Source organism: Pseudomonas sp. NMI542_15 (genome assembly GCF_021283425.1).
Lineage (GTDB): Bacteria > Pseudomonadota > Gammaproteobacteria > Pseudomonadales > Pseudomonadaceae > Aquipseudomonas > Aquipseudomonas fortuita.
On record NZ_JAJSRO010000022.1, the window covers coordinates 86906 to 108870 of the forward strand.

Annotated in this window: 21 protein-coding genes and 1 rRNA gene; 4 read left to right on the forward strand and 18 right to left on the reverse strand. The window is 61.8% G+C overall.

Annotated features, from left to right (window positions below):
• Positions 1 to 39: 39 nt before the first annotated feature.
• The 3 genes from clpB to rluD form a co-directional block, all read right to left on the reverse strand.
• On the reverse strand, positions 40 to 2604 hold the full coding sequence (gene clpB / locus LU684_RS24785) for an ATP-dependent chaperone ClpB (protein WP_016484793.1): 2565 nt from the start codon (positions 2602 to 2604) through the stop codon (positions 40 to 42).
• A 248-nt stretch (positions 2605 to 2852) separates the two neighbouring features.
• Positions 2853 to 3593: a peptidoglycan editing factor PgeF gene (gene pgeF / locus LU684_RS24790; protein ID WP_016484792.1), complete on the reverse strand. Its 741-nt coding sequence runs from the start codon at positions 3591 to 3593 to the stop codon at positions 2853 to 2855.
• Entirely contained in the window at positions 3590 to 4552 is a 963-nt protein-coding gene (gene rluD / locus LU684_RS24795; RefSeq protein ID WP_024718082.1) for a 23S rRNA pseudouridine(1911/1915/1917) synthase RluD, read from the reverse strand. The genes pgeF and rluD overlap by 4 nt, the downstream gene beginning before the upstream one ends.
• A gap of 147 nt (positions 4553 to 4699) precedes the next feature.
• Here rluD and LU684_RS24800 point away from each other — a divergent pair, with 147 nt between their 5' ends.
• On the forward strand, positions 4700 to 5719 hold the full coding sequence (locus tag LU684_RS24800; RefSeq protein ID WP_016484790.1) for an outer membrane protein assembly factor BamD: 1020 nt from the start codon (positions 4700 to 4702) through the stop codon (positions 5717 to 5719).
• A 94-nt stretch (positions 5720 to 5813) separates the two neighbouring features.
• A complete protein-coding gene (locus LU684_RS24805) occupies positions 5814 to 6044 on the forward strand; it encodes a PP0621 family protein (RefSeq protein ID WP_016484789.1) in 231 nt (76 codons plus the stop codon).
• Positions 6045 to 6241: 197 nt separating this feature from the next.
• Here the strand turns inward: LU684_RS24805 and thiO are convergent, their stop codons facing one another.
• Genes thiO through LU684_RS24830 form a run of 5 tightly spaced genes read right to left on the reverse strand, consistent with a single transcriptional unit; the run spans position 6242 to position 9063 of the window.
• Positions 6242 to 7339 carry a glycine oxidase ThiO gene (gene thiO / locus LU684_RS24810; protein ID WP_232895166.1) on the reverse strand — a complete coding sequence of 366 codons (1098 nt, stop codon included), beginning with the start codon at positions 7337 to 7339 and terminating at the stop codon, positions 6242 to 6244.
• Between the two features lie 54 nt (positions 7340 to 7393).
• Positions 7394 to 7783 carry a type IV pilin protein gene (locus tag LU684_RS24815; protein ID WP_060519473.1) on the reverse strand — a complete coding sequence of 130 codons (390 nt, stop codon included), beginning with the start codon at positions 7781 to 7783 and terminating at the stop codon, positions 7394 to 7396.
• 1 nt (position 7784) lies between these two features.
• Complete coding sequence (locus tag LU684_RS24820) at positions 7785 to 8249, reverse strand: hypothetical protein (RefSeq protein ID WP_070086706.1); 465 nt, start codon at positions 8247 to 8249, stop codon at positions 7785 to 7787.
• Positions 8246 to 8884, reverse strand: coding sequence for a PilW family protein (locus LU684_RS24825; protein ID WP_102667848.1), 639 nt, complete (start codon positions 8882 to 8884; stop codon positions 8246 to 8248). The genes LU684_RS24820 and LU684_RS24825 overlap by 4 nt, the downstream gene beginning before the upstream one ends.
• The gene (locus LU684_RS24830; protein WP_016484784.1) at positions 8881 to 9063 is read right to left on the reverse strand and encodes a prepilin-type N-terminal cleavage/methylation domain-containing protein; all 183 of its coding nucleotides are present in this window, start codon (positions 9061 to 9063) and stop codon (positions 8881 to 8883) included. Before LU684_RS24830 ends, LU684_RS24825 begins: the two co-directional genes overlap by 4 nt.
• A gap of 108 nt (positions 9064 to 9171) precedes the next feature.
• Here LU684_RS24830 and LU684_RS24835 point away from each other — a divergent pair, with 108 nt between their 5' ends.
• The gene (locus tag LU684_RS24835; RefSeq protein WP_016484783.1) at positions 9172 to 9663 is read left to right on the forward strand and encodes a GspH/FimT family pseudopilin; all 492 of its coding nucleotides are present in this window, start codon (positions 9172 to 9174) and stop codon (positions 9661 to 9663) included.
• 125 nt (positions 9664 to 9788) lie between these two features.
• On the opposite strand, the gene ispH is transcribed toward LU684_RS24835, so the two are convergent.
• From ispH to murJ, 6 genes are all read right to left on the reverse strand, one after another.
• Positions 9789 to 10736 (reverse strand): 4-hydroxy-3-methylbut-2-enyl diphosphate reductase, encoded by a 948-nt coding sequence (gene ispH, locus LU684_RS24840; RefSeq protein ID WP_016484782.1) that lies wholly within the window; start codon positions 10734 to 10736, stop codon positions 9789 to 9791.
• Positions 10737 to 10750: 14 nt separating this feature from the next.
• Positions 10751 to 11188: an FKBP-type peptidyl-prolyl cis-trans isomerase gene (gene fkpB / locus LU684_RS24845; RefSeq protein ID WP_016484781.1), complete on the reverse strand. Its 438-nt coding sequence runs from the start codon at positions 11186 to 11188 to the stop codon at positions 10751 to 10753.
• Positions 11181 to 11696, reverse strand: a complete 516-nt coding sequence (gene lspA, locus LU684_RS24850) for a signal peptidase II (protein WP_016484780.1) — start codon at positions 11694 to 11696, stop codon at positions 11181 to 11183. Before lspA ends, fkpB begins: the two co-directional genes overlap by 8 nt.
• Positions 11689 to 14520, reverse strand: coding sequence for an isoleucine--tRNA ligase (ileS, locus tag LU684_RS24855; RefSeq protein WP_023048223.1), 2832 nt, complete (start codon positions 14518 to 14520; stop codon positions 11689 to 11691). The genes lspA and ileS overlap by 8 nt, the downstream gene beginning before the upstream one ends.
• Positions 14517 to 15467: a bifunctional riboflavin kinase/FAD synthetase gene (gene ribF, locus LU684_RS24860; protein ID WP_024718081.1), complete on the reverse strand. Its 951-nt coding sequence runs from the start codon at positions 15465 to 15467 to the stop codon at positions 14517 to 14519. Before ribF ends, ileS begins: the two co-directional genes overlap by 4 nt.
• Positions 15468 to 15585: 118 nt before the next feature.
• Positions 15586 to 17124 carry a murein biosynthesis integral membrane protein MurJ gene (murJ, locus tag LU684_RS24865; protein WP_016484777.1) on the reverse strand — a complete coding sequence of 513 codons (1539 nt, stop codon included), beginning with the start codon at positions 17122 to 17124 and terminating at the stop codon, positions 15586 to 15588.
• 250 nt (positions 17125 to 17374) lie between these two features.
• Between murJ and rpsT the strand changes: the two genes are divergently transcribed.
• Positions 17375 to 17653 carry a 30S ribosomal protein S20 gene (rpsT, locus tag LU684_RS24870; protein WP_016484776.1) on the forward strand — a complete coding sequence of 93 codons (279 nt, stop codon included), beginning with the start codon at positions 17375 to 17377 and terminating at the stop codon, positions 17651 to 17653.
• A gap of 247 nt (positions 17654 to 17900) precedes the next feature.
• Here the strand turns inward: rpsT and LU684_RS24875 are convergent, their stop codons facing one another.
• The 4 genes from LU684_RS24875 to rrf form a co-directional block, all read right to left on the reverse strand.
• Complete coding sequence (locus LU684_RS24875; protein ID WP_024718079.1) at positions 17901 to 20201, reverse strand: PqiB family protein; 2301 nt, start codon at positions 20199 to 20201, stop codon at positions 17901 to 17903.
• The gene (locus LU684_RS24880) at positions 20194 to 20817 is read right to left on the reverse strand and encodes a paraquat-inducible protein A (protein ID WP_016484774.1); all 624 of its coding nucleotides are present in this window, start codon (positions 20815 to 20817) and stop codon (positions 20194 to 20196) included. The genes LU684_RS24875 and LU684_RS24880 overlap by 8 nt, the downstream gene beginning before the upstream one ends.
• The gene (locus LU684_RS24885) at positions 20804 to 21463 is read right to left on the reverse strand and encodes a paraquat-inducible protein A (protein ID WP_023048220.1); all 660 of its coding nucleotides are present in this window, start codon (positions 21461 to 21463) and stop codon (positions 20804 to 20806) included. Before LU684_RS24885 ends, LU684_RS24880 begins: the two co-directional genes overlap by 14 nt.
• 253 nt (positions 21464 to 21716) lie before the next feature.
• A 5S ribosomal RNA gene (gene rrf / locus LU684_RS24890) occupies positions 21717 to 21832 on the reverse strand.
• Between the last annotated feature and the right edge of the window lie 133 nt (positions 21833 to 21965).

Consider the following 21965-nt stretch of genomic DNA (forward strand, 5'->3'; position numbering starts at 1 on the left):
AAAAAAGCCCCGCAGAAGCGGGGCTCATGGTGCAACGCATTAGCCAAAGACGATTTCGTCGCCTTCCACCGTGGCGGTAATCGACGTACCCGGCACAAACTGGCCTGCCAGGATCAGCTGCGCCAGCGGGTTTTCGATCCAGCGCTGGATAGCCCGCTTCAGCGGCCGTGCGCCGTACACCGGGTCGTAACCCACGGCAATCAGCTTGTCCAACGCCTCCGGGCTCAGGCTCAGCGACAGTTCGCGCTCCAGCAGACGGCTGCGCAGGCGGCCCAGCTGGATCTCGGTAATGCCGGCAATCTGCTCGCGGCCCAGTGGCTCGAACACCACCACTTCGTCGATACGGTTGATGAACTCCGGACGGAAGTGCGCGCCCACTGCATCCATCACCGCCGCACGCTGTGCCTCGCGGTCGCCTACCAGTTCCTGGATCTGCGCCGAGCCCAGGTTGGAAGTCATCACGATCACCGTGTTGCGGAAGTCCACGGTGCGCCCGTGGCTGTCGGTCAGGCGGCCGTCTTCCAGCACCTGCAGCAGCACGTTGAACACATCCGGGTGGGCTTTCTCCACCTCATCCAGCAGCACCACCGAGTATGGCTTGCGCCGTACGGCCTCGGTCAGGTAACCGCCCTCTTCATACCCTACATACCCTGGTGGTGCACCGATCAGGCGAGCCACGGAGTGTTTCTCCATGAACTCGGACATGTCGATGCGTACCATCGCCTCTTCGGTGTCGAACAGGAACTCGGCCAGCGCCTTGCACAGCTCGGTCTTGCCCACACCGGTGGGGCCAAGGAACAGGAACGAACCGCTTGGCCGGCTCGGGTCAGACAGCCCCGCACGCGAGCGACGTACTGCGTTGGCGACGGCGGTCACCGCTTCGTCCTGGCCAATCACACGCTGGTGCAGCAATGCTTCCATTTTCAGCAGCTTATCGCGCTCACCTTCGAGCATCTTCGACACGGGAATACCGGTCCACTTCGACACCACCTCGGCAATTTCTTCCTCGGTCACCTTGTTGCGCAGCAACTGGTTCTCGGTCTTGCCGTGCTGGTCGACCATCTGCAGGCTGCGCTCCAAGTCGGGGATCACCCCGTACTGCAGCTCGGCCATGCGGCTCAGGTCGCCTTTACGACGGGCGGCTTCCAGCTCTTGGCGGGCCTGCTCGATCTTTTGCTGGATCTGCGCCGAGCCCTGCACTTCCGCCTTCTCCGATGCCCAGATTTCTTCCAGGTCGGAATATTCACGCTCCAGCCGCTCGATTTCTTCGGTCAGCTTCTCAAGGCGTTTTTTCGCGGCTTCGTCTTCTTCCTTCTTCAGCGCCTGCGATTCCACCTTCAGCTGGATCAGGCGGCGATCAAGGCGATCGAGCACTTCCGGCTTGGAGTCGATCTCCATGCGGATACGGCTGGCCGCTTCGTCGATCAGGTCAATAGCCTTGTCCGGCAGCTGGCGGTCGGTGATGTAGCGGTGGCTGAGCTTGGCCGCAGCGATAATGGCACCGTCGGTGATGGCCACTTTGTGGTGCACTTCATAGCGCTCTTTCAGACCACGCAGGATAGCGATGGTATCTTCCTCGCTCGGCTCCTCCACCAGCACCTTCTGGAAGCGGCGCTCCAGGGCGGCGTCCTTCTCGATGAACTGGCGGTACTCGTTCAGCGTGGTGGCACCGACGCAGTGCAATTCGCCACGGGCCAAGGCAGGCTTGAGCATGTTGCCCGCGTCCATGGCGCCCTCGCCTTTGCCGGCGCCGACCATGGTGTGCAGTTCGTCGATGAACAGGATGATCTGGCCTTCCTGCTTGGACAGCTCGTTCAGCAGGGATTTCAGGCGCTCTTCGAACTCGCCACGGTATTTGGCACCGGCAATCAGCGCCCCCATGTCCAGCGCCAGCAGGCGCTTGCCCTTGAGGCCGTCAGGCACTTCACCATTGATGATGCGCTGGGCCAGGCCTTCGGCGATGGCGGTTTTACCCACACCAGGCTCACCGATCAGCACCGGGTTGTTCTTGGTACGGCGTTGCAGCACCTGCACGGTACGGCGGATTTCATCGTCACGGCCGATTACCGGGTCCAGCTTGCCTTCTTCGGCGCGCTTGGTCAGGTCGACGGTGTACTTGTCCAGCGCCTGGCGCGACTCTTCGGCGTTGGCGTCATTGACTGCGGCACCACCGCGCAGGTTGTTGATGGCATTTTCCAGAGCCTTTTTGCTCACGCCCTGGCTCAGCAGCAGCTTGCCGAGCTTGCTGTTCTCGTCCATGGCGGCCAGCAGCACCAGTTCGCTGGAAATGAACTGGTCGCCTTTCTGCTGGGCCAGGCGGTCGGCCTGGTTGAGCAGGCGCGCCAGGTCCTGCGACATGTTCACGTCGCCGGTCGGGTTCTGGATTTTTGGTAGCTGGTCGAGTTCTTTCACCAGCGCCTGGCGCAGGCTGTTGATGTCGAAGCCAACCTGCATCAGCAGCGGCTTGATCGAACCGCCCTGCTGTTCGAGCAGTGCCTGCATCAGGTGCACGGGCTCGATGGCTGGGTGGTCCATGCCAACGGCCAGGGATTGAGCATCGGATATTGCGAGTTGCAGCTTGCTGGTCAAACGGTCTATTCGCATGGTGTACCTTCCTTTAAAGGGCAGGTCGGAGCGATGGACAGCGCCTGTTTATGAAGAAACCTGCCTGAGATGAACTTATAGATAAGGCTGATTCTGGAAGATTCAAGCGTAGCGGGGTTGACCGAAGTCAACCTGTTGAATTAACGGTGGCCATTCGCGGGCATGCCCGCTCCCACAGGTACACCAACAGTTTCAAAAGGTGTGGATTCCTGTGGGAGCGGGCGAGCCCGCGAAGAGGCCAGTACAGGCTAGCGGGGTTGCAGCCACACCAGTGATGCGAAGCGCCCACCCTGCGGGGTACGGCGATAGGAGAAGAACCGCGCATCACTGACCGTGCACAGGCCGCCGCCATACACGGCAGTTACGCCACGGGCAGCCAGACGAATGCGCGCCAGCTCGTAGATATCCGCCATCAGCTTGCCTGGCCGTTCGCCCTCGACGAATGCCCGAGCAGCTTGCGGGTGCACGGCGGTAAAGGCATCACGCACTTCCAGCCCCACTTCGAAAGCCTGTGGGCCAATGGCTGGCCCCAGCCACACCAGCACTTCTTCAGGCGGCAGTGCCAGGCGGTCCAGGGTGGCTTCCAGCACGCCGCCCGCCAACCCGCGCCAGCCAGCATGCGCCGCCGCCACGCGAGTACCGGCCCGGTCGCAGAAAAGCGCGGGCAGGCAATCGGCGGTCATCACGGTACAGGCAATACCAGGCTGGTCGGTCCAGCTGGCGTCGGCTTCGGCCACCACGGCAGGGTCGGCATCCGCCACCACCAGCCCATGCACCTGCTTCAGCCAGGCAGGGCGGATGGCGAACGCGTCGCTCAGGCGGCGGCGGTTCTCGGCAACGGCAGCAGGGTCATCCCCTACGTGGTCGCCAAGGTTGAAAGTTTCGTAGGGCGGCAGGCTGATGCCGCCCTGACGGGTGGTGACACAGGCGCGAACCGAGGCCGGGGCGGGCCAGTCGGGAAACAACAGCGACTGCGTCAGGCCACTCATCCGATAAAGCTCTCGCGGTCCTGGTTGAGCAGCGACAGCAACCACACGAAATCATCGGGCAGTGGCGATTCCCACTTCATGATTTCACCGGTAATCGGGTGGGCCAAGGCCAGGAAACGCGCGTGCAGCGCCTGGCGCGGGAAGGTCTTGACCGCCTCGACCATGGTTGGGCTGGCAGCCGGCGGAATGCGGAAGCGCCCACCGTACGTCTGGTCGCCGACCAGCGGGAAACCAACATGGGCCATGTGCACACGAATCTGGTGAGTACGGCCGGTTTCCAGCTTGACCCGCACGTGGGTGTGCGAGCGGAAGCGCTTGAGCACGCGGTAGTGGCTGACCGCCGGCTTGCCGCCGTCGGTGACTGCCATGCGCTGGCGCATGCCGCCGTGGCGGCCGATCGGGGCATCGATCTTGCCACCGGAAGTGACCACGCCGATCACGATGCATTCATAAATGCGGCTGACCTTGCGCGCCTGCATCTGCTCGACCAGCCTGGTCTGCGCCTGCAAGGTCTTGGCCACCACCATCAAGCCGGTGGTGTCTTTATCCAGCCGGTGAACGATGCCGGCGCGCGGTACATTGACGATGTCTGGCACGTGGTGCAGCAGCGCATTGAGCAGCGTACCACTGGCATGACCGGCAGCCGGATGCACGACCAGCCCGGCAGGCTTGTTGATTACCATGATATGGTCGTCTTCGTAGACGATATCCAGTTCGATATCTTCTGGGATCCACTCGCCCTGGGCCTCTTGTTCGGCCTGCAGTGCTAGCAGCGAGCCACCATAGACGGTGTCTCGAGGGCGCACAACGGCGCCATCGACCGTCAGGCGGCCCTCTTTGATCCACGAAGTAAGCCGCGAACGCGAGTACTCAGCGAACAATTGGGCGGCGACCTGGTCGAGGCGTTGGCCGCCCAGTTCGGACGGTACCTCTGCGCTAAGTTGAATGATCTCGGACATGCTCGATTCGGCGGGCGCACAGCCTTTGGTTTCGGCTGCGAGCTTGTGGTTAAATACGGCTTCTTTTGTCCCGGGGTTGGCCGGGGCGCTCATCATAACAGGACGGCACCGCCCAAGACAGCGGCCGTCAAAGGGACGCAAGCCGCCATGCAAGTGAAACACCTGCTGCTGATCGCCATCCTCGGGCTTACCGCGGCCTGTTCCTCTAATAAAGAGGTCATTGACGAGAACCTCAGCGAAGCCGAGCTGTACCAGCAGGCGCAAGCTGATCTGGACAACTCCAGCTACACCAGCGCCGTAAACAAGCTCAAGGCCCTGGAATCGCGCTACCCGTTCGGCCGCTATGCCGATCAGGCGCAGCTCGAGCTGATCTACGCCAACTACAAGAACTCCGAGCCCGAGGCTGCCAAGTCGGCCGCCGAGCGCTTCATTCGTCTGCACCCGCAGCACCCGAACGTCGACTACGCCTACTACCTGAAAGGTCTGACCTCGTTCGACCAGGACCGTGGCCTGCTGGCCCGTTTCCTGCCGCTGGACATGACCAAGCGTGACCCGGGTGCCGCCCGCGACTCGTACAACGAGTTCGCCCAGCTGACCAGCCGCTTCCCCAACAGCCGCTACTCGCCCGACGCCAAGCAGCGCATGATCTACCTGCGCAACCTGCTGGCTTCGTATGAAATCCACGTGGCCGACTACTACCTGAGCCGCCAGGCTTATGTGGCCGCCGCCAACCGTGGCCGCTACGTGGTAGAAAACTTCCAGGAAACCCCATCGGTCGGCGACGGCTTGGCAGTAATGGTCGAGTCGTACCAGAAGATGCACCTGGACGAACTGGCCGCCAGCAGCCTGGAAACCCTCAAGCTCAACTACCCTGACCACCCGAGCCTGGCCGATGGCGAGTTCCAGCCCAAGCAGACCGAGTCTGACGGGCGCGGCTGGCTGTCCAAGGCCACCCTGGGCCTGATCGAAACCGATACGCCGCTGCCGCCGGGCGAAACCCGCGCGAACCAGGACGTGGTCAAGCAGTTCCAGGACGCGCGTGACGAGATGCCGCAAGAGCTGCTGCCGAAAGACGAAAACGGCGACCCGATCGTGCCGGAAGGCCCGAAACAAGCAGAAAAAGACCGCTCCTGGTTCAGCTACATGACCTTTGGTCTGTTCGACTGATACACAGCGGTACATGAAAGGGAGGCCTTGGGCCTCCCTTTTTTATTAGCCGCATCCTAGACTGTCAGCTTCTTCAACCGACAAGCTGGACACCATGGTTCGCCTACTTTTCTGGATCGCCCTGATCGCCGCCGCGTTCTGGCTGTGGCGCAAGTTCAAAGTCAGCCAACAGTCGCACCCCGAGGCGAAACTGGATGCGCCACTGCAGATGGTGCGCTGCGCCCATTGCGGCGTACACCTGCCCAACGACCGGGCGCTGCAGCAGGGCAAAGAGTGGTATTGCAGCCAGGCGCATCTGCAACAGGGGCCTGGCCGACAGGGCTGAACACAACACCTGTAGAAGATTGCCCAGCCCCTTGGGCTGCGCTGTCACGCAGAAAACAGTGTTCACTGTGGGGGCGGGCTTGCCCCGCGAATGGGGCCACGCGGTGCCTGACACCGGCCTCGCCGGTGTTCGCGGGAAAACCCCGCTTCCACAGGGTTTTCATGGTCTTCAAGGGCTGTGCTTGACCGCAGAAGCCCTCAGCCCAACCGCGTTGCCGGTGCATACGGCGCCGGGTCGATGATTGGCTCGGCACCGGTCAGCAAGTCGCTAAACAACTGGCACGACGCTGGCGCCAGCACCAACCCGTTGCGATAGTGCCCGCAGTTCAGCCACAACCCCTCGTGCCCTGGCACCGGCCCAATGTAGGGAATGCCCTCTGGCGAGCCTGGCCGCAGCCCGGCCCAGTGCCCCACCACCGTGGCCCCTTCGAGCCCAGGCAGCAACTCCACCGCCGATGCCTTCAGGCTTTCCAGCGCATCTTCGGTCGGGGTCTTGTCATACCCGGCATGCTCCAGCGTGCTACCCACCAGAATGTGCCCATCCCGCCGCGGGATCGCATAGCGCCCCTTGGCCAGCACCATGCTCGGCAAAAAGTCCTCAGCGCATTTAAACAGGATCATCTGGCCCTTCACCGGCTCTACCGGCAGCTCAAGGCCCAGGGTACGCAACAGGTCGCCACTCCAGGCCCCGGCACTGAGCACCACCTCATCCGCCGCCAGCACACCTTCAGCGGTCTGCACCCCGGTCACGCGCCCGCCCTGCTGAACGAAGCCGGTGATCTGGCAATTTTCGCGCAAGGTGACGTTGGGCAGCGCCAACAGCGCCGCCTTCAGCGATTTCACCAGGCGCGGGTTGCGCACGTTGGCCACGCCAGCCATGTAGATCGCGCGCTTGAAACCCGGGCCCAGCACCCGCACTGCGTCGTAGGCCACCGTGATATCCACGGCACTCAGCGGCCGCTGCTCACGCTCGGCCCAGGCCAGCGCTTCGGCTTCGTCATCCAGGTCGAGCCAGTACAGTCCCGTGGTGTGCACTTCGGGATCGACACCGGTGCTGGCGAACAAACGCTCGCCCAGCTGCGGATAATAGTCCTGCGACCAGTGCGCCAGGGCGGTCACAGCCGGGCTGTAGCGCCAAGGGTACAGCGGCGAAACGATGCCACCACCGGCCCACGACGACTCACGCCCGACCTCACCCCGGTCACATACCACCACCTGCCCGACCTTGGCCGCCAGGTTGAACGCCGTCAGCAGGCCGATCACCCCGCCGCCGACCACCACTACTTGCTTGCTCATCTGTCGATCCAACACCTGAAGTAAAACCGCGATGCACTGGGCATCATTCAACCTTCAGCTTCCCCAGCAGTGCTCGCTGCCGCCAACGGCACCCGGATTGCGCTGCGCGCCGGCCTGATCGAGCTGGAAGTCGCCACAGCGATCCTGCGCCATCAGCCCATTGGGCAGCCGCCGTGCGCGCAGCGTGAAGGTGTCGCTGTCGCGCTGGGCCTGCAGGCTGTAATAGCGGGTACCGTCGGGCAAGGCCGGGTCACCCTCGGCATATTGGCCGGTGCGCACGCGGTGGCGCTCCAGGCGCAGGGCGGCATCATGCAGCAGGCCAACCACTTCGCTGCGTGCGGCTCGCCGAAGCTGGTCGCTGTAACTGGGGTAGGCAATGGCTGCCAGAATGCCGGTCACGGCCAGCACAATCAACAACTCGATCAGGCTCAAGCCTTGCTGCATGTCAGTCTCCTCTCAGTCTTTGCCGCCAGCTGATACGCCGGGTGGTGTCGCCAGCCATGGCATAGACGGCTTCCAGCACATGCCGTGACTGGGTTTGCTTGCTGACTCCAGTTATGCGGAACAGGGTAACCAGCTGCTCGTCTGGCAGGTGCGCAGCGCGAGTGCTCGTGCCCAGGTTCTGTATATGGAAGTAACCGTTGTGGGTGCCCTGCCACTGCCCTGCCAGATCGTGCGGTCGGGCTGGTGGCAGGCACGCGCCACAAGGGTCAGGAGGTGCCCGCTCAAGTTCGTGTTTCCCTGCCTGCAGCGCAGCCTCGGCTTCTTCGAACGCTCGCAGACCATCGCTCAGGTATCCCGTCATTCGCGTTTCCACCAGGGCGTCGCGCAGGGCAGATGCTGCAAGCAGACCCAGCAGCATGCTCAGGACCAGGGCCAACAGAAGAACCACACCACGCTGGCGGCTCATGAAGCGGGTACCGGGTTGCGGAGTGCCACGCTCAGCGAGTGATGCTGCTCAAGCTGCAAGCTGGGTTCATACAATGTGAGTAGAAGATCGACCCGCTCACCAGGTACATACCCCACTCGCAGCTCCCGTACATGATCGACCAGTGGCTGATTAATGTGACCCCGCTTGAAGAAAAGCGTGGTGCCACTGTGCACATAGTGATGGCGACTGACGGGCACAGCCATCAGCTTTTCATCGCCTTGTACTCGATGCTTATGAACCCTCACTTCGTCGATACAGTTCGTCACCACGGTCCACTCCGGGTCGCCCGCATACCCTGGCAGCTCGGCGACAACCAGGCTCAAGCTTGACCTATCGGCCTGCAGTGGCCGGGCAAAGGCAGGCTGCGCAGCCACGTCCAGGAAGTCGCCAGGTTTGAGGCGCATACAGCCGAACATTCCGGCCATGCGCACGTCCTGCGCCATGCGCAACAATGCCTGCCGCGCCTCATCATTCATGCGCACCGCGGTACTTTGCAGGCGCCAGGCCTGGTGAGCTGATGTAAAGACCTGGCTAACCGCCGCCAGTAATACCAAGCCGATACCTAGCCCCAGCATCAACTCAAGCAAACCAAAACCACTTTGGGCGCGCCTCATCGACGCCCCCGTTCACGCTCACTGTGCGTCGCCATTACCGCCTGCCCATCACGGCGCGCGCTGTCCGCAGCCTGCAATGCCTGCAACTGTATCGCTGCCGCTGCGAACATGCCCACGGCCACCACCACGACTGCCAACAACACTTCCAGCAGCGTCATGCCCCGATGCTTTGTGTGCATCCCTGCACTCCTGCGAATTTTCCTGCAACAGCCCTGAACCTGGCCGACTAGACCGCTTGGCCGGCCAACGTGAAGCTATAGCCAAGCACTTTCACGGAGGAATGCACGGTGAAGCAACGAGGCGTAACACTGATACAAATGTTGTCGGCCTTGGCAGTGACCGTTTTGCTGACACAGCTCGGTATGCCGGCCTACGCCAGGATGAGCGACGACCTACACCGGGCAGCCGCTGCCCGTGATTTGGCACAGGCACTGCGCAGCGCACGCAGCCACGCCATGCTGCAAAGCCAGCCGGTGCTGGTGCAGGCGCTGGACGGTAATTGGGGGAACGGTTGGCAGGTAATGCTGGAGCATAACCAGCAGCTGTTGCGCGAGCAGCGCCTTTCGAGGCCGCTCAAGATTACGAGCAATCGCGGGGAGCGGTTCAAGTTCAGTGCGTTGGGGGTTCCAATGACGCTGAACAACAGCTGGTTGGGAACAACGCTGGAAGTGTGTGAACGCTCATCTGCCAGCAGCCGATACCAAGTGGTGCTGGCATCGAGCGGCAGAGTCAGATTGCTTGCAGAGGACCGAAACAATACTCGCTGTGCAAGCACATAGCCTTGAGCCGAGCTTGCCGGCCCTATCGCCGGCAAGCCAGATCCCACTGGATACCACTGCCTTCAAGGCTTGTGCAGTACCTGTGGGAGCTGGCTTGCCAGCGATGAGGCCAGTACAGGCTTCAGTCAGATCAGCGAGCGAACCCGCAGCTCTTTTGGCATCGAGAAGGTGATGTTCTCTTCACGCCCGTCCAGCTCTTCAGCGCCGGTAGCGCCCCAGGCCTTGAGCTGCTCGATCACGCCACGCACCAGCACTTCGGGGGCCGAAGCGCCAGCGGTTATGCCAATGCGTGCTGCCTGTTCAAACCAGCCCTGCTGCAGGTCCTCGGCACCGTCGATCAGGTAAGCCGGGGTGCCCATGCGCTCGGCCAGCTCACGCAGGCGGTTGGAGTTGGAGCTGTTCGGGCTGCCGACCACCAGCACCACGTCGCACTCACCGGCCAACTGCTTGACGGCGTCCTGGCGGTTCTGGGTGGCGTAGCAGATATCGTCCTTGCGCGGGCCACCGATGTTCGGGAAGCGCGCACGCAGGGCGTCGATGACGCGGCTGGTGTCGTCCATCGACAACGTGGTCTGGGTTACGAAGGCCAGGTGATCAGGGTCGCGCACCTGCAATCTGGCAACATCTTCCTCGTCCTCGACAAGGTAGATGGCGCCACCATTGCTGGCGTCGTACTGGCCCATGGTGCCTTCGACTTCCGGGTGCCCTTCATGGCCGATGAGAATGCACTCTCGGCCGTCACGGCTGTACTTCGCCACCTCGATGTGCACCTTGGTGACCAGCGGGCAGGTGGCATCGAACACTTTCAGGCCACGGCCAGCGGCTTCCTGGCGCACGGCCTGGGACACACCATGGGCGCTGAAGATGACGATGACATCGTCCGGCACCTGGTCCAGCTCTTCGACGAAGATGGCACCGCGATTGCGCAGGTCTTCCACCACGAACTTGTTGTGCACCACTTCGTGACGCACGTAGATCGGCGGGCCGAAGACTTCCAGCGCACGGTTGACGATCTCGATCGCCCGGTCGACCCCCGCGCAGAAGCCGCGAGGGTTGGCGAGTTTGATTTGCATGCTCGGCTCCAGGCTTACAGGGCCTTCACCTCGAGGATCTCCACCTCGAAGGTCAGGGTCTTGCCAGCCAGTGGGTGATTGAAGTCGATGGTCACCTGGTCGTCATCGAACGCTTTGACCACGCCCGGCAGCTCGGCGTTGGCGGCATCGTTGAAGATGATCAGCAGCCCTTCGGACAGCTCCATGCCCTCGAAGTTGGACCGCGGCATGACTTGCACGTTTTGCGGGTTGGGCTGGCCGAAGGCGTTCTCTGGGGCCACTACCAGAGTACGCTTGTCACCGGCCTTGAAGCCAAACAGCGCGCTCTCGAAGCCCGGCAACAAGTTGCCATCGCCCACCTTGAAGGTGGCCGGGGCTTTGTCGAACGTGCTGTCGACGGTGTCGCCGTTTTCCAGGTGCAGCGCGAAGTGCAGGGTGACTTCGGTGTTCTGGCCGATACGGGTGTCAGTCATGGACCGGATCCTCGGACTTCTTGCTCTTGAACATATCCAGCGCCAGCATCACCGCACCAACGGTGATGGCGCTGTCGGCCACGTTGAAGGCCGGGAAGTAATGGCGGTTCTGCCAGTGCACCAGGATGAAGTCGACCACATGGCCCAGCACGATGCGATCGTACAGGTTGCCAATGGCACCACCCAGCACCAGCGCCAGCGCCACGGCCAGCCAGGTCTCGTTGCGCCCCAGGCGCTTGAGCCACACCACCAGTACGGCACTGACCACCACCGCGATCAGGGCGAACAACCAGCGCTGCCAGCCAGCGCCATCAGCAAGGAAGCTGAAAGCGGCGCCGGTGTTATAGGCCAGGGTCCAGCTGAAGTAGTCAGGAATCACCACAATTTGCTGGTACATGGTCAGGGCGTTGTTGAAATACAGCTTGGTGGCCTGGTCGAGGACCAGCACCAGCAAGCTCAGCCAAAGCCATGCAAGGCGCCCGAAGCGCCCCACTGCCGGGTTAGGCATAGTGACGCACCTCGCCCGAGCCGGTCAGGTTGTCGACGCAACGGCTGCAGATTTCCGGGTGCTCCGGGTGGTTGCCGACGTCGGCGCGGAAGTGCCAGCAACGGCCGCACTTGGCGTGGCCGGACTTGACCACTTTCAGCTTGAGGCCTTCGACTTCGGTGGCCACGGCGTCTGCCGGTGCCTGCACGAACGGCACCACGCTGGCGGCCGAGGTGATCAGCACGAAGCGCAGCTCGTCGCCCAGCTTGCCCAGGTCGGCGCTCAGGCCTTCGTCGGCGTACAGGGTGACTTCGGCCTGCAGGTTGCCGCCAATGACCTTGGCGGTGCGCTGGTTTTCCAGCTCCTTGTTGACCGATGCCTTCACCGCCATCACGCGGTCCCAGTAGGCGCGGTCCAGCTCGGTGCCTTCCGGCAGCTCGCTCAGGCCCTGGTACCAGCCGTTGAGCATCACCGACTCGTTGCGCTCGCCCGGCAGGTATTGCCAGATTTCGTCGGCGGTAAACGCCAGGATTGGCGCAATCCAGCGCACCAGCGCTTCGCTGATGTGGTACAGCGCAGTCTGGCAGGAACGGCGGGCAACACTGTTGGCGCCGGTGGTGTACTGGCGGTCCTTGATGATGTCGAGGTAGAAGCCGCCCAGCTCCTGTACGCAGAAGTTGTGCACCTTGGAGTAGACGTTCCAGAAACGGTACTCGCTGTAGTGCTCTTCCAGCTCGCGCTGCAGCAGCAGGGTGCGGTCCACGGCCCAGCGGTCAAGTGCCAGCATGTCTTCAGGGGCCAGCAGGTCGCGGGCCGGGTCGAAACCGGACAGGTTGGACAGCAGGAAGCGTGCGGTATTGCGGATACGGCGGTAGGCGTCGGCGCTGCGCTGCAGGATCTGCTCGGAAACCGCCATTTCACCGGAATAGTCGGTGGCCGAAACCCACAGGCGCAGGATGTCGGCACCCAGGGTGTTGTTGACCTTCTCCGGCTCGATGGTGTTGCCCAGCGACTTGGACATCTTGCGGCCGTTTTCGTCCACGGTGAAACCGTGGGTCAGCAGCTCGCGATACGGCGCGTGGTTGTCGATGGCGCAACCGGTGAGCAGCGACGAGTGGAACCAGCCACGGTGCTGGTCGGAGCCTTCCAGGTACAGGTCGGCAACGGGGCCGGTGGCGTGGCCGATGTCGTGCGAGCCACGCAGCACGTGCCAGTGGGTGGTGCCGGAGTCGAACCACACGTCCAGGGTATCGGTGATCTTGTCATACTGAGCCGCTTCTTCACCCAGCAGTTCGACGGCATCCAGCTTGAACCAGGCCTCGATACCTTCTTGCTCGACGCGCTTGGCCACCGCTTCCATCAGCTCGACGGTACGTGGGTGCAGCTCGCCGGTCTGCTTGTGCAGGAAGAACGGGATCGGCACACCCCAGTTACGTTGACGCGAGATGCACCAGTCCGGACGGTTGGCGATCATCGAATGCAGGCGCGCCTGGCCCCAGGCCGGCACGAATTTGGTCTCTTCGATGGCCTTGAGGGCGCGCTCACGCAGCGGCTCGCCGGTGCTCGGCTGCTTGTCCATGCCCACGAACCACTGCGCGGTGGCGCGGTAGATCAGCGGGGTCTTGTGGCGCCAGCAGTGCATGTAGCTGTGGCTGATGGTTTCGGTGTGCATCAGCGCACCGACTTCGCTCAGCTTCTCGACGATGGCCGGGTTGGCCTTCCAGATGAACTGGCCGCCGAAGAATGGCAGCGACTCGACATACACGCCATTGCTCTGCACCGGAGTGAGGATGTCATCGTTGACCATGCCATAGCGCTTGCAGGTGACGAAGTCGTCTTCGCCGTAGGCCGGCGAGGAGTGCACAACGCCGGTACCGGCGCCCAGCTCGACGTAGTCGGCCAGGTAGACTGGCGACAGGCGGTCGTAGAACGGGTGCCGGAAGTTGATCAGCTCCAGTGCCGAACCTTGGGCTGTGGCGATGACCGAGCCTTCCAGGTTGTAGCGCTTGAGGCACGACTCGACCAGCTCTTCAGCCAGCACCAGCAGACGCTCACCGGTGTCGACCAGGGCGTACTTGAACTCCGGGTGGATGTTCAGCGCCTGGTTGGCCGGGATGGTCCAGGGGGTGGTGGTCCAGATCACGATGGCGGCTGGCTTGGTCAGCGCATCCAGCCCAAAGGCGGCAGCCAGCTTGGCCTCGTCGGCAACCGGGAAGGCCACGTCGATGGTCTGGGATTTCTTGTCGGCGTACTCGACTTCGGCCTCCGCCAGCGCCGAACCGCAGTCGAAGCACCAGTTCACAGGCTTGAGGCCCTTGAACACGAAGCCCTGCTTGACCATCTCGGCCAGGGCGCGGATTTCACCGGCCTCGTTGGCGAAGTTCATGGTCTTGTAGGGGTTGTCCCAGTCACCCAGCACACCCAGGCGAATGAACTCGGTCTTCTGCCCTTCGATCTGCTCGGCGGCGTACTCGCGGCACAGCTCACGGGTGCGATCGGCAGACAGGTGCTTGCCGTGGGTCACCTCGACCTTGTGTTCGATCGGCAGGCCATGGCAGTCCCAGCCCGGGACATACGGTGCATCGTAGCCGGCCAGGGTCTTGGAGCGGACGATCATGTCCTTGAGGATTTTGTTCAGCGCATGACCGATGTGAATTTTGCCGTTGGCATAGGGCGGGCCGTCGTGCAGGACGAACTTGGGACGATCCTTGCCAATTTCGCGCAGCTTCTGGTACAGGCCAATGCTGTCCCAGCGCTGCAGGATCTGCGGTTCGCGCTGAGGCAGGCCGGCCTTCATGGGGAAGGCGGTGTCCGGAAGGTTAAGCGTGGCTTTGTAGTCGGTCATTTCAGGCTCTTCGTTAGCGGTTGAGCGTGCCAATGTGCACGTGCGGCGGCGATATCCGCATCGATCGCCGACTTCAGCGCCTCCAGGGAGGCGAATCGCTGCTCTTCACGCAGCTTGTGGTGGAACTCCACCGTCAGACGCCGGCCATACAGGTCGCCGGCAAAATCCAGAAGATGAATTTCCAGGTGCGGGCGCCCATCACCGGCAACGGTGGGACGCACGCCAATATTGCCCACACCCGGCCAGGCCTTGCCGTCGATTTCGATGCTGGCCAGGTAGACCCCGGACAGCGGCACGCGGCGGCGCTTGAGCTGGATGTTGGCGGTAGGTGTACCGAGCTGGCGGGCCAGCTTCTGGCCATGCAGCACGCGGCCGGTGATGCTGTACGGGCGGCCCAGCAGGTGCTCGGCCAGCTCGAAATTGCCTTCGGACAAGGCCTTGCGCACTTCGGTGCTGCTGACGCGCAGACCGTCCTGGATCACCGTATTGGCGGCCTCGACGGTGAAGCCGTACTGCTTGCCGGCTTCGATCAGGAAGGCGAAGTCGCCGGCGCGGTCGCAGCCAAAGCGGAAGTCATCACCCACTTCTAGGTGGCGCACGCCCAGGCCGTCGACCAGGATGGCCTTGACGAAAGCGTCGGCGCTGAGCTGGCTCAGGCGCTGGTTGAACGCCAGGCACAGCACCCGGTCGATGCCCTCGGCGGCCAGCAGTTCGACCTTGTCACGCAGACGGGCCAGGCGCGCCGGCGCGGTATCGGGGGCAAAGTACTCGCGTGGTTGAGGTTCGAAAATCACCACGCAGGTCGGCAGGCCCAAGGCCTGGCCGCGCTCGCGCAGGCGCGCCAGGATTGCCTGGTGGCCGCGGTGAACCCCGTCGAAGTTGCCAATGGTGGCGACACAGCCCCGGTGCTCGGGGCGCAGGTTGTGAAGACCTCGAACCAGCTGCATAACGCGCTTCTTGCTCATAAAGTGGCCGATTATAACCACACCCGGGCGCCGGTGACAGGCAGCAACGCCCAAGGGCGGCGTGGAATGCGAAAAACCGACGCCTGACCCACCTGAAGCCTCAGTGCAAGGCCTTGCGGGCGAAATGCCGGGGCCGGAAGCCGCACAGGTACAGGCAGCCGAAATACGTCACGACACCAGCCAGGATCAGTGCGCCAAGCCTCATGAAGCGCTCAAGCATGATGCCCTGCTCCCAGGCCGGCATATAGTGCATGCCCGCCAACAGGACCGCCGACATCAACGCCACTGCCAGAACAAGCTTGAGCAGAAACACTGCCCAGCCTGGCTGAGGCTCGAACAACTGCTGACTGCGCAGCTTCCAGAACAGCAAGCCGGCATTCAGGCACGCACCGAGACTGATCGCCAGCGCCAGGCCGGCATGCGCAAGCGGGCCGACCAGGGCGAGGTTGAACAGCTGGGTACAGAACAGGGTGAAAATCGCGATCTTCACCGGTGTGCGGATATTCTGCTGCGCATAGAAGCCGGGTGCCAGTACCTTGACCAGAATGATCGCCAGCAAGCCTACGGAATAGGCCATTAGCGCCCGCTGGGTCATGGCCGCATCAAACGCGCTGAACTTGCCATATTGAAAGAGCGCAACGGTCAGCGGCTCGGCAAGAATGGCCAACGCCAGGGTGCACGGCAGCACCAGCAGGAAGCACAGGCGCAGGCCCCAGTCGAGGATCCGCGAGTATTCCTCGCGGTCCTTGTTGGCGTAGGTCTTGGCCAGGGTCGGCAGCAGGATGGTGCCCAGGGCCACGCCCAGCACGCCCGACGGCAGCTCCATGAGGCGGTCGGCGTAATACATCCACGACACCGAGCCGGCCACCAGGAAGGAGGCAAAGATGGTGTTGATGATCAGCGAGATCTGGCTCACCGATACCCCAAGAATCGCCGGCAGCATTTGCTTCAGCACCCGCCACACTCCCGCGTCCTTGAGATTCAGACGCGGCAGCACGAGCATGCCGATTTTCTTCAATGCCGGCAGCTGGTACAACAACTGCGCCAGGCCACCCGCCAGCACACCCCAGGCCAGGGCCATGATTGGCGGGTTGAAGTACGGCGTCAGCAGCACGGCAAAGGCGATCATCGCCACGTTCAGCAGGGTCGGGGTGAAGGCCGGTACCGAAAAACGGTTCCAGGTATTGAGGATTGCGCCGGCCAGGGAAGAAAGCGAAATCAGCAATATATAAGGAAAGGTCACCCGCAACAGGGCGGTGGTCAGCTCGTACTTTTCCGCGTTGTCGACAAAACCGGGGGCTGTTGCCCATACCACCCATGGCGCCGCCAGGATGCCGATGGCAGTCACCAGGGCGAGGACCAGGGTCAGCAGGCCGCTGACGTAGGCGATGAAGGTACGCGTCGCTTCCTCGCCCTGCTGGGTCTTGTACTCGGCCAGGATCGGCACAAAGGCTTGGGAAAACGCACCCTCGGCGAAAATGCGCCGCAGCAGGTTGGGCAATTTGAACGCGATAAAGAAGGCGTCAGTGGCAACACCGGCACCAAAGATGCGAGCCAGGATGGTGTCACGCACGAAGCCCAGCACCCGGGAAACCATGGTGATCGAGCTTACTGCAGCCAGGGATTTGAGCAGGTTCATCGAAAAGATTCACGCCAAGGGCAGAGGACGCTGCCAGACAGCGTCCGAATGTGCGATACTCCCGCGCCTTCGCAGGGGAGCCAAAAATTCCCGAGTGTACAGGTCGCGCAGCAGAAAGGAATCTTTCCCTCTTGTTGGCGCACCGCTCGGCGGAACCTTGCAGGTGGCCTTGACAATCGATCTACTGATCGGCATGATTCGCGGCCTATTTTGTTTGCTATTTACCTAAAGTCTTTCGAGGAGCTCGACGGTGGCCAACACACCTTCCGCCAAGAAACGTGCAAAACAGGCTGAGAAGCGTCGCAGCCACAACGCCAGCCTGCGTTCCATGGTCCGCACCTACATCAAGAATGTAGTTAAAGCCATTGACGCAAAAGACGCCGACAAAGCGCAAGCCGCTTACGTTCTGGCTGTACCTGTAATCGACCGTATGGCCGACAAAGGTATCATCCACAAGAACAAAGCTGCTCGTCACAAAGGCCGTCTGAATGGCCACATCAAGGCGCTGAAAGAAGCTGCAGCTGCCTAAGCGACGCGCTATTCGAAAAACCGACCCTAGGGTCGGTTTTTTGTTGCCTGCGATTTATGCTTGCGGGCACGGCTCCATGTGGAGCTCGGTCTCTGCAGGAGCGGCCTTGCGTCGCGAAAGGGCTGCGGAGCAGCCCCGGCAATCTCAGCTTCTGCGCTGAGACCGAGGGGCCGCTACGCGCCCCTTTCGCGACACAAGGCCGCTCCCACAAAAAAGCAGGGCCGCAGTTGGCGACCCTGCTTTTACATTACTTGGCTATCTGAATCTTCGGCGCCCACTGCAGCCATTCATCCTCGGCCTTGTCGAACAAGGCAAAGGTCTGCTGCGGCCGGGCCGGGTTGCCCATCTGCTCGCCATCCGGCGTCGCAAAAGCGATACCGCCATCGATCAGGGTTTCCACCGACTCGGTACGCACCGTAGCCCCCTTGAACAGCCCCCAGTCGAAACCGAAGCCACTGCTGTTCCAGAAGCGGCTACCACTGCGTACCAATGCCGCATAGCGTGGCTCGATGAGGATATGGATCAGCACGCGGTCAGCGCTCTGCCCCAACTCGAAGCCTGTCACCTTGCCGACCGCCACCTCACGGTATGTCACTGGCACACCCGGCTTGATCGATCCACGGCGCGGGGCGCTGAGGGTCAAGGGCAAGCCGACCTCCGGCCCCGTCACTTGCGGGGCATCGGCCAAAGCGATGAAATCGCGCTGAGGGCCACGGTCCTTGGTTGCTGGCTGTACCTCCAGGTACTGCCCGCCGATCAGGGTGTCGAGGTTCTCGGTGCGCACCAGGCCCAATGCCGGCTTGACCACCCAGAACTGCGTACCGGCACGGGCAATACGGTCCGCCGCTTCGGTGATACGTGCCCGCAGCAGCACTGCCTGCAAGTCATTGGTCAGGTCAACGCTTTCGATACTGCCCACATCCAGGCCACGGAAGCGGATCGGCGTACCCGGCTTCAGGCCATCTGCACGGTCTACACGGACGGTGATCAAAGTACCCGCGCGGTTTACCGCCTCCTGGCTGTCATGCAGGCGGAAGCGTGGAATGCGGCGTTTCAGCGCCACATCCGGGCGCGGCGTGTCGAACGCAATACCGCCGGCCATCAGCGTTTGCAGCGACTCACTCTTGATCTTGATGCCCGAGAGGCCGCCCGTCAGGGTGATGCCACTGACGTTCCAGAAGCGCGACGAACCGTTAACCAGTTTTTCGTATTCCTTTTCAATATGCACACCGATCAGGATGCGGTTGCTGTTACGCGCAAACTGATAGCTCTGCACGCTACCCACCTTGACCTGGCGGTACATCACCGGGCTGCCGATCTCCAGCGACCCCAAGGTATCGGCAAACAACACCATGTGCAGCCCCGGCGCCTTGAGGTCGAGCGGCGGCGCCTTGGCGCGGGCCTCGAACTCACGCTCGGGCCGCTCACCCTTCTCCCCCGGGCGTATGGCGATGTAGTTGCCTTTGACCAGCGCTTCCAGGCCAGTGATACCTGCAAGGGAAATGGACGGTTTGACCACCCAGAACTGTGTGCCCTCGACCAGGTAGTCTTCGGTCAGCGGGTCCAGCGTCAGCTCGGCCGATGCGCTGGACAGGTTGTCTTCCATTTTCAGGGCTTTCAGCGAGCCCACCTGGATGCCCTTGTACATGACCGGCGTGCGGCCTGCCTGCAGGCCCTCGTAATCGCTCAGCTTCACCTTGACCCGGATACCTGCCTGGGCTGCATCGAAGTCTTCGTACAGACGGAACGGCAGGCTCGGATCGGTGGGCGGGCTGTCCTTGCGGTACTCCGGCGTAGCAAATGCGATACCACCGGCCACGATGCTCGACAGAGACTCGCTGCGCACCTTCACACCCGACAGCGACGCATCAATACTGACGCCGCTGGCGTTCCAGAAACGCGTGTGCTTGCGCACCAGGCTGGCGTAGGCAGGCTCGATGAACACCTTGACCTCGACGGTGCTCTGGTCCTCGGACAGGCGATAGCTCTTCACCCGACCCACCTGGATCTGCTTGTAGAATATCGGGCTGTCACGGTTGAGCGAGCCGAGCCTTTCGGCTTTGAGGGTCAAATGCAGGCCTGGCTCCGAATCCGAGAGCGGCGGCGCCACCTTCAACGCGGTAAAGCGCTTGGTACGCTCCCCCTCGCCCGGGCTGACGGCGATGTAGTTACCCGACACCAGGGTTTCAAGGCCGGTGATACCCGCCAGACTCACACTCGGTTTCACCAGCCAGAAGCGTGTGCCCTTGGTCAGGTGAGGCTCGGCGGCCTTGTTCATCTCGATGGTGGCGATCACCCCCTGGTTGTCGCCCTCGGCATCGAGTACCAGGCTCTTCACTTTGCCTACCGGCATGCCCTTGTAGATGACTTCGGTCTTGTTGGCGACGATACCTTCACCCGACTCGAAGCGGACTTCAATTTCCACGCCGGCCGCGCTGTAGGCCTGCCATGCGAGCCAGCCCCCGATCATCAGGGCGATCAAGGGCAGGATCCAGATGGCCGACCAGTTTGAGGCTGGGCGGGTTTTAGCCGTTGGCAGGTCACTCATGGTCGTCATCCGACTCCGTGTTATCCCAAATCAGTCGGGGATCGAAAGTTAAAGCGGCAAGCATTGTCAGGATCACCACAGTTGCGAAGGCGACAGCGCCCAGGTTGGCTTCGACACTGGCGATTCGGCCGAAATTCACCACTGCCACCAGAATGGCGATGACGAAGATATCGAGCATGGACCAGCGCCCAATGAATTCAATGAAGCGATACATCATTATCCGTTGCCGAGCCGAAAGCGGCTGGTGACGCTGAACGGAGTACAACAGCAAGCCAATGCCCACCAGCTTGAACGTGGGCACCAGGATACTGGCAATGAACACCACGGCGGCAATGGGCACCATACCGTGCTTGAGCAGGGTGATGACGCCGGACATGATCGTGTCCGGGCTGCCCTGCCCGAGTGTACTCACGGTCATGATAGGGAGCAGGTTGGCCGGGATGTACAGGATCGACGCAGCAACCAGCAGCGCCCAGGTGCGCACGATACTGTTAGGGCGGCGAGCATGCACAATGGCGCCGCAGCGCGTGCAGTGCTGCGAAGTGCTATCTGGCACTTGCTTGTTCAGTTCATGACATTCATTGCAGACAAGAATGCCTGCATCAATCGCCCGCATGCAGGTCCTCCCCCGATAGCGCACTCCAGATCTGGTGCGCAGACATCACCACTTCAAGCCACACCTGGACCAATAACAGACTGATAAAACAGAACAACCCCAGGCCCACGGTCAGTTCGGCCAGGTCCACCAGCTTGACGATGGCCACCAGCACCCCCATGAAATAGACCTCGAGCATGCCCCAGTCACGCAAGTGGTGATAGATGCGATAGAACAGCAGGCCGAAGTTACGGCCCATGTTCAAGCGAATACTCAGTAATACCGCCAGCTGGCAGAGCAGTTTTGCCAGGGGGATGGCCATGCTGCAGAGGAACACGACCACCGCTACACCACGCATCTGCGAATTGTACAGGCCGAGTACGCCGCTCCAGACAGTATCGTCCGAGGTCTGGCCAAGCAGGTGCAGCTGCATGATCGGTAGAAAATTGGCAGGTACGAACAGTAACAACGCGGTCAGTACCAGAGCCAGGCTGCGGTTGACTACATTATGCCGATGGGCATAGAGCTCGTAGCCGCAACGTGGGCATTGGGCTTTTTCATCGGGCTTGAGCACAGGCTTACGGAGCAGCAGGTCGCATTCGTGGCAGGCGACAAGCTCGTCCAGCGGCAATTGGGCCAAGGCTTCGTGTTCGTCAGGGTTGGGCATATGGCGCTTCTGGAAAGGTGCGTGGGCCTATTCTAGTGTTCTGGCTCAAATTGTGGGAGGCGACTTACCACAGACCCCTGTAGGAGCAGCCTTGTGCTGCGAAGAGGCCATTGCAGCCGAAGATAATCTTTAGCCTTACCGGCCTCTTCGCAGCACAAGGCTGCTCCTACAGGGGTTCGGGCAGGGCAGAATTTTTTGCCCACAAAGACAAAACCCCTACCTGCATGCGCAGATAGGGGTTTTGCGAAATGAATCTTGACGATGACCTACTCTCACATGGGGAAACCCCACACTACCATCGGCGATGCATCGTTTCACTGCTGAGTTCGGGATGGGATCAGGTGGTTCCAATGCTCTATGGTCGTCAAGAAATTCTGTAGCCAGAATGTCCAGATGGACAGCCCAGCGAATCCGGATATGTGATGTTTGTGGTTCGTTGCGAACTTTCGGTTCGTATCATCTTCACCACCGCAATCTGCGTCAGCAAATTGCTTGGGTGTTA

Bases quoted from the DNA above. Each gene is read 5' to 3' on its own strand.
- ribF (WP_024718081.1), bottom strand. From the start codon at position 15,467: ATGCAGCTGGTTCGAGGTCTTCACAACCTGCGCCCCGAGCACCGGGGC.
- LU684_RS24805 (WP_016484789.1), top strand. From the start codon at position 5,814: ATGGTTCGCCTACTTTTCTGGATCGCCCTGATCGCCGCCGCGTTCTGG.
- LU684_RS24815 (WP_060519473.1), bottom strand. From the start codon at position 7,783: ATGCAGCAAGGCTTGAGCCTGATCGAGTTGTTGATTGTGCTGGCCGTG.
- pgeF (WP_016484792.1), bottom strand. From the start codon at position 3,593: ATGAGTGGCCTGACGCAGTCGCTGTTGTTTCCCGACTGGCCCGCCCCG.
- LU684_RS24800 (WP_016484790.1), top strand. From the start codon at position 4,700: ATGCAAGTGAAACACCTGCTGCTGATCGCCATCCTCGGGCTTACCGCG.
- rluD (WP_024718082.1), bottom strand. From the start codon at position 4,552: ATGTCCGAGATCATTCAACTTAGCGCAGAGGTACCGTCCGAACTGGGC.
- lspA (WP_016484780.1), bottom strand. From the start codon at position 11,696: ATGCCTAACCCGGCAGTGGGGCGCTTCGGGCGCCTTGCATGGCTTTGG.
- LU684_RS24830 (WP_016484784.1), bottom strand. From the start codon at position 9,063: ATGCACACAAAGCATCGGGGCATGACGCTGCTGGAAGTGTTGTTGGCA.
- LU684_RS24825 (WP_102667848.1), bottom strand. From the start codon at position 8,884: ATGAGGCGCGCCCAAAGTGGTTTTGGTTTGCTTGAGTTGATGCTGGGG.
- ileS (WP_023048223.1), bottom strand. From the start codon at position 14,520: ATGACCGACTACAAAGCCACGCTTAACCTTCCGGACACCGCCTTCCCC.
- LU684_RS24820 (WP_070086706.1), bottom strand. From the start codon at position 8,249: ATGAGCCGCCAGCGTGGTGTGGTTCTTCTGTTGGCCCTGGTCCTGAGC.
- thiO (WP_232895166.1), bottom strand. From the start codon at position 7,339: ATGAGCAAGCAAGTAGTGGTGGTCGGCGGCGGGGTGATCGGCCTGCTG.
- LU684_RS24885 (WP_023048220.1), bottom strand. From the start codon at position 21,463: ATGCCCAACCCTGACGAACACGAAGCCTTGGCCCAATTGCCGCTGGAC.
- LU684_RS24880 (WP_016484774.1), bottom strand. From the start codon at position 20,817: ATGCGGGCGATTGATGCAGGCATTCTTGTCTGCAATGAATGTCATGAA.
- fkpB (WP_016484781.1), bottom strand. From the start codon at position 11,188: ATGACTGACACCCGTATCGGCCAGAACACCGAAGTCACCCTGCACTTC.
- clpB (WP_016484793.1), bottom strand. From the start codon at position 2,604: ATGCGAATAGACCGTTTGACCAGCAAGCTGCAACTCGCAATATCCGAT.
- LU684_RS24875 (WP_024718079.1), bottom strand. From the start codon at position 20,201: ATGAGTGACCTGCCAACGGCTAAAACCCGCCCAGCCTCAAACTGGTCG.
- murJ (WP_016484777.1), bottom strand. From the start codon at position 17,124: ATGAACCTGCTCAAATCCCTGGCTGCAGTAAGCTCGATCACCATGGTT.
- ispH (WP_016484782.1), bottom strand. From the start codon at position 10,736: ATGCAAATCAAACTCGCCAACCCTCGCGGCTTCTGCGCGGGGGTCGAC.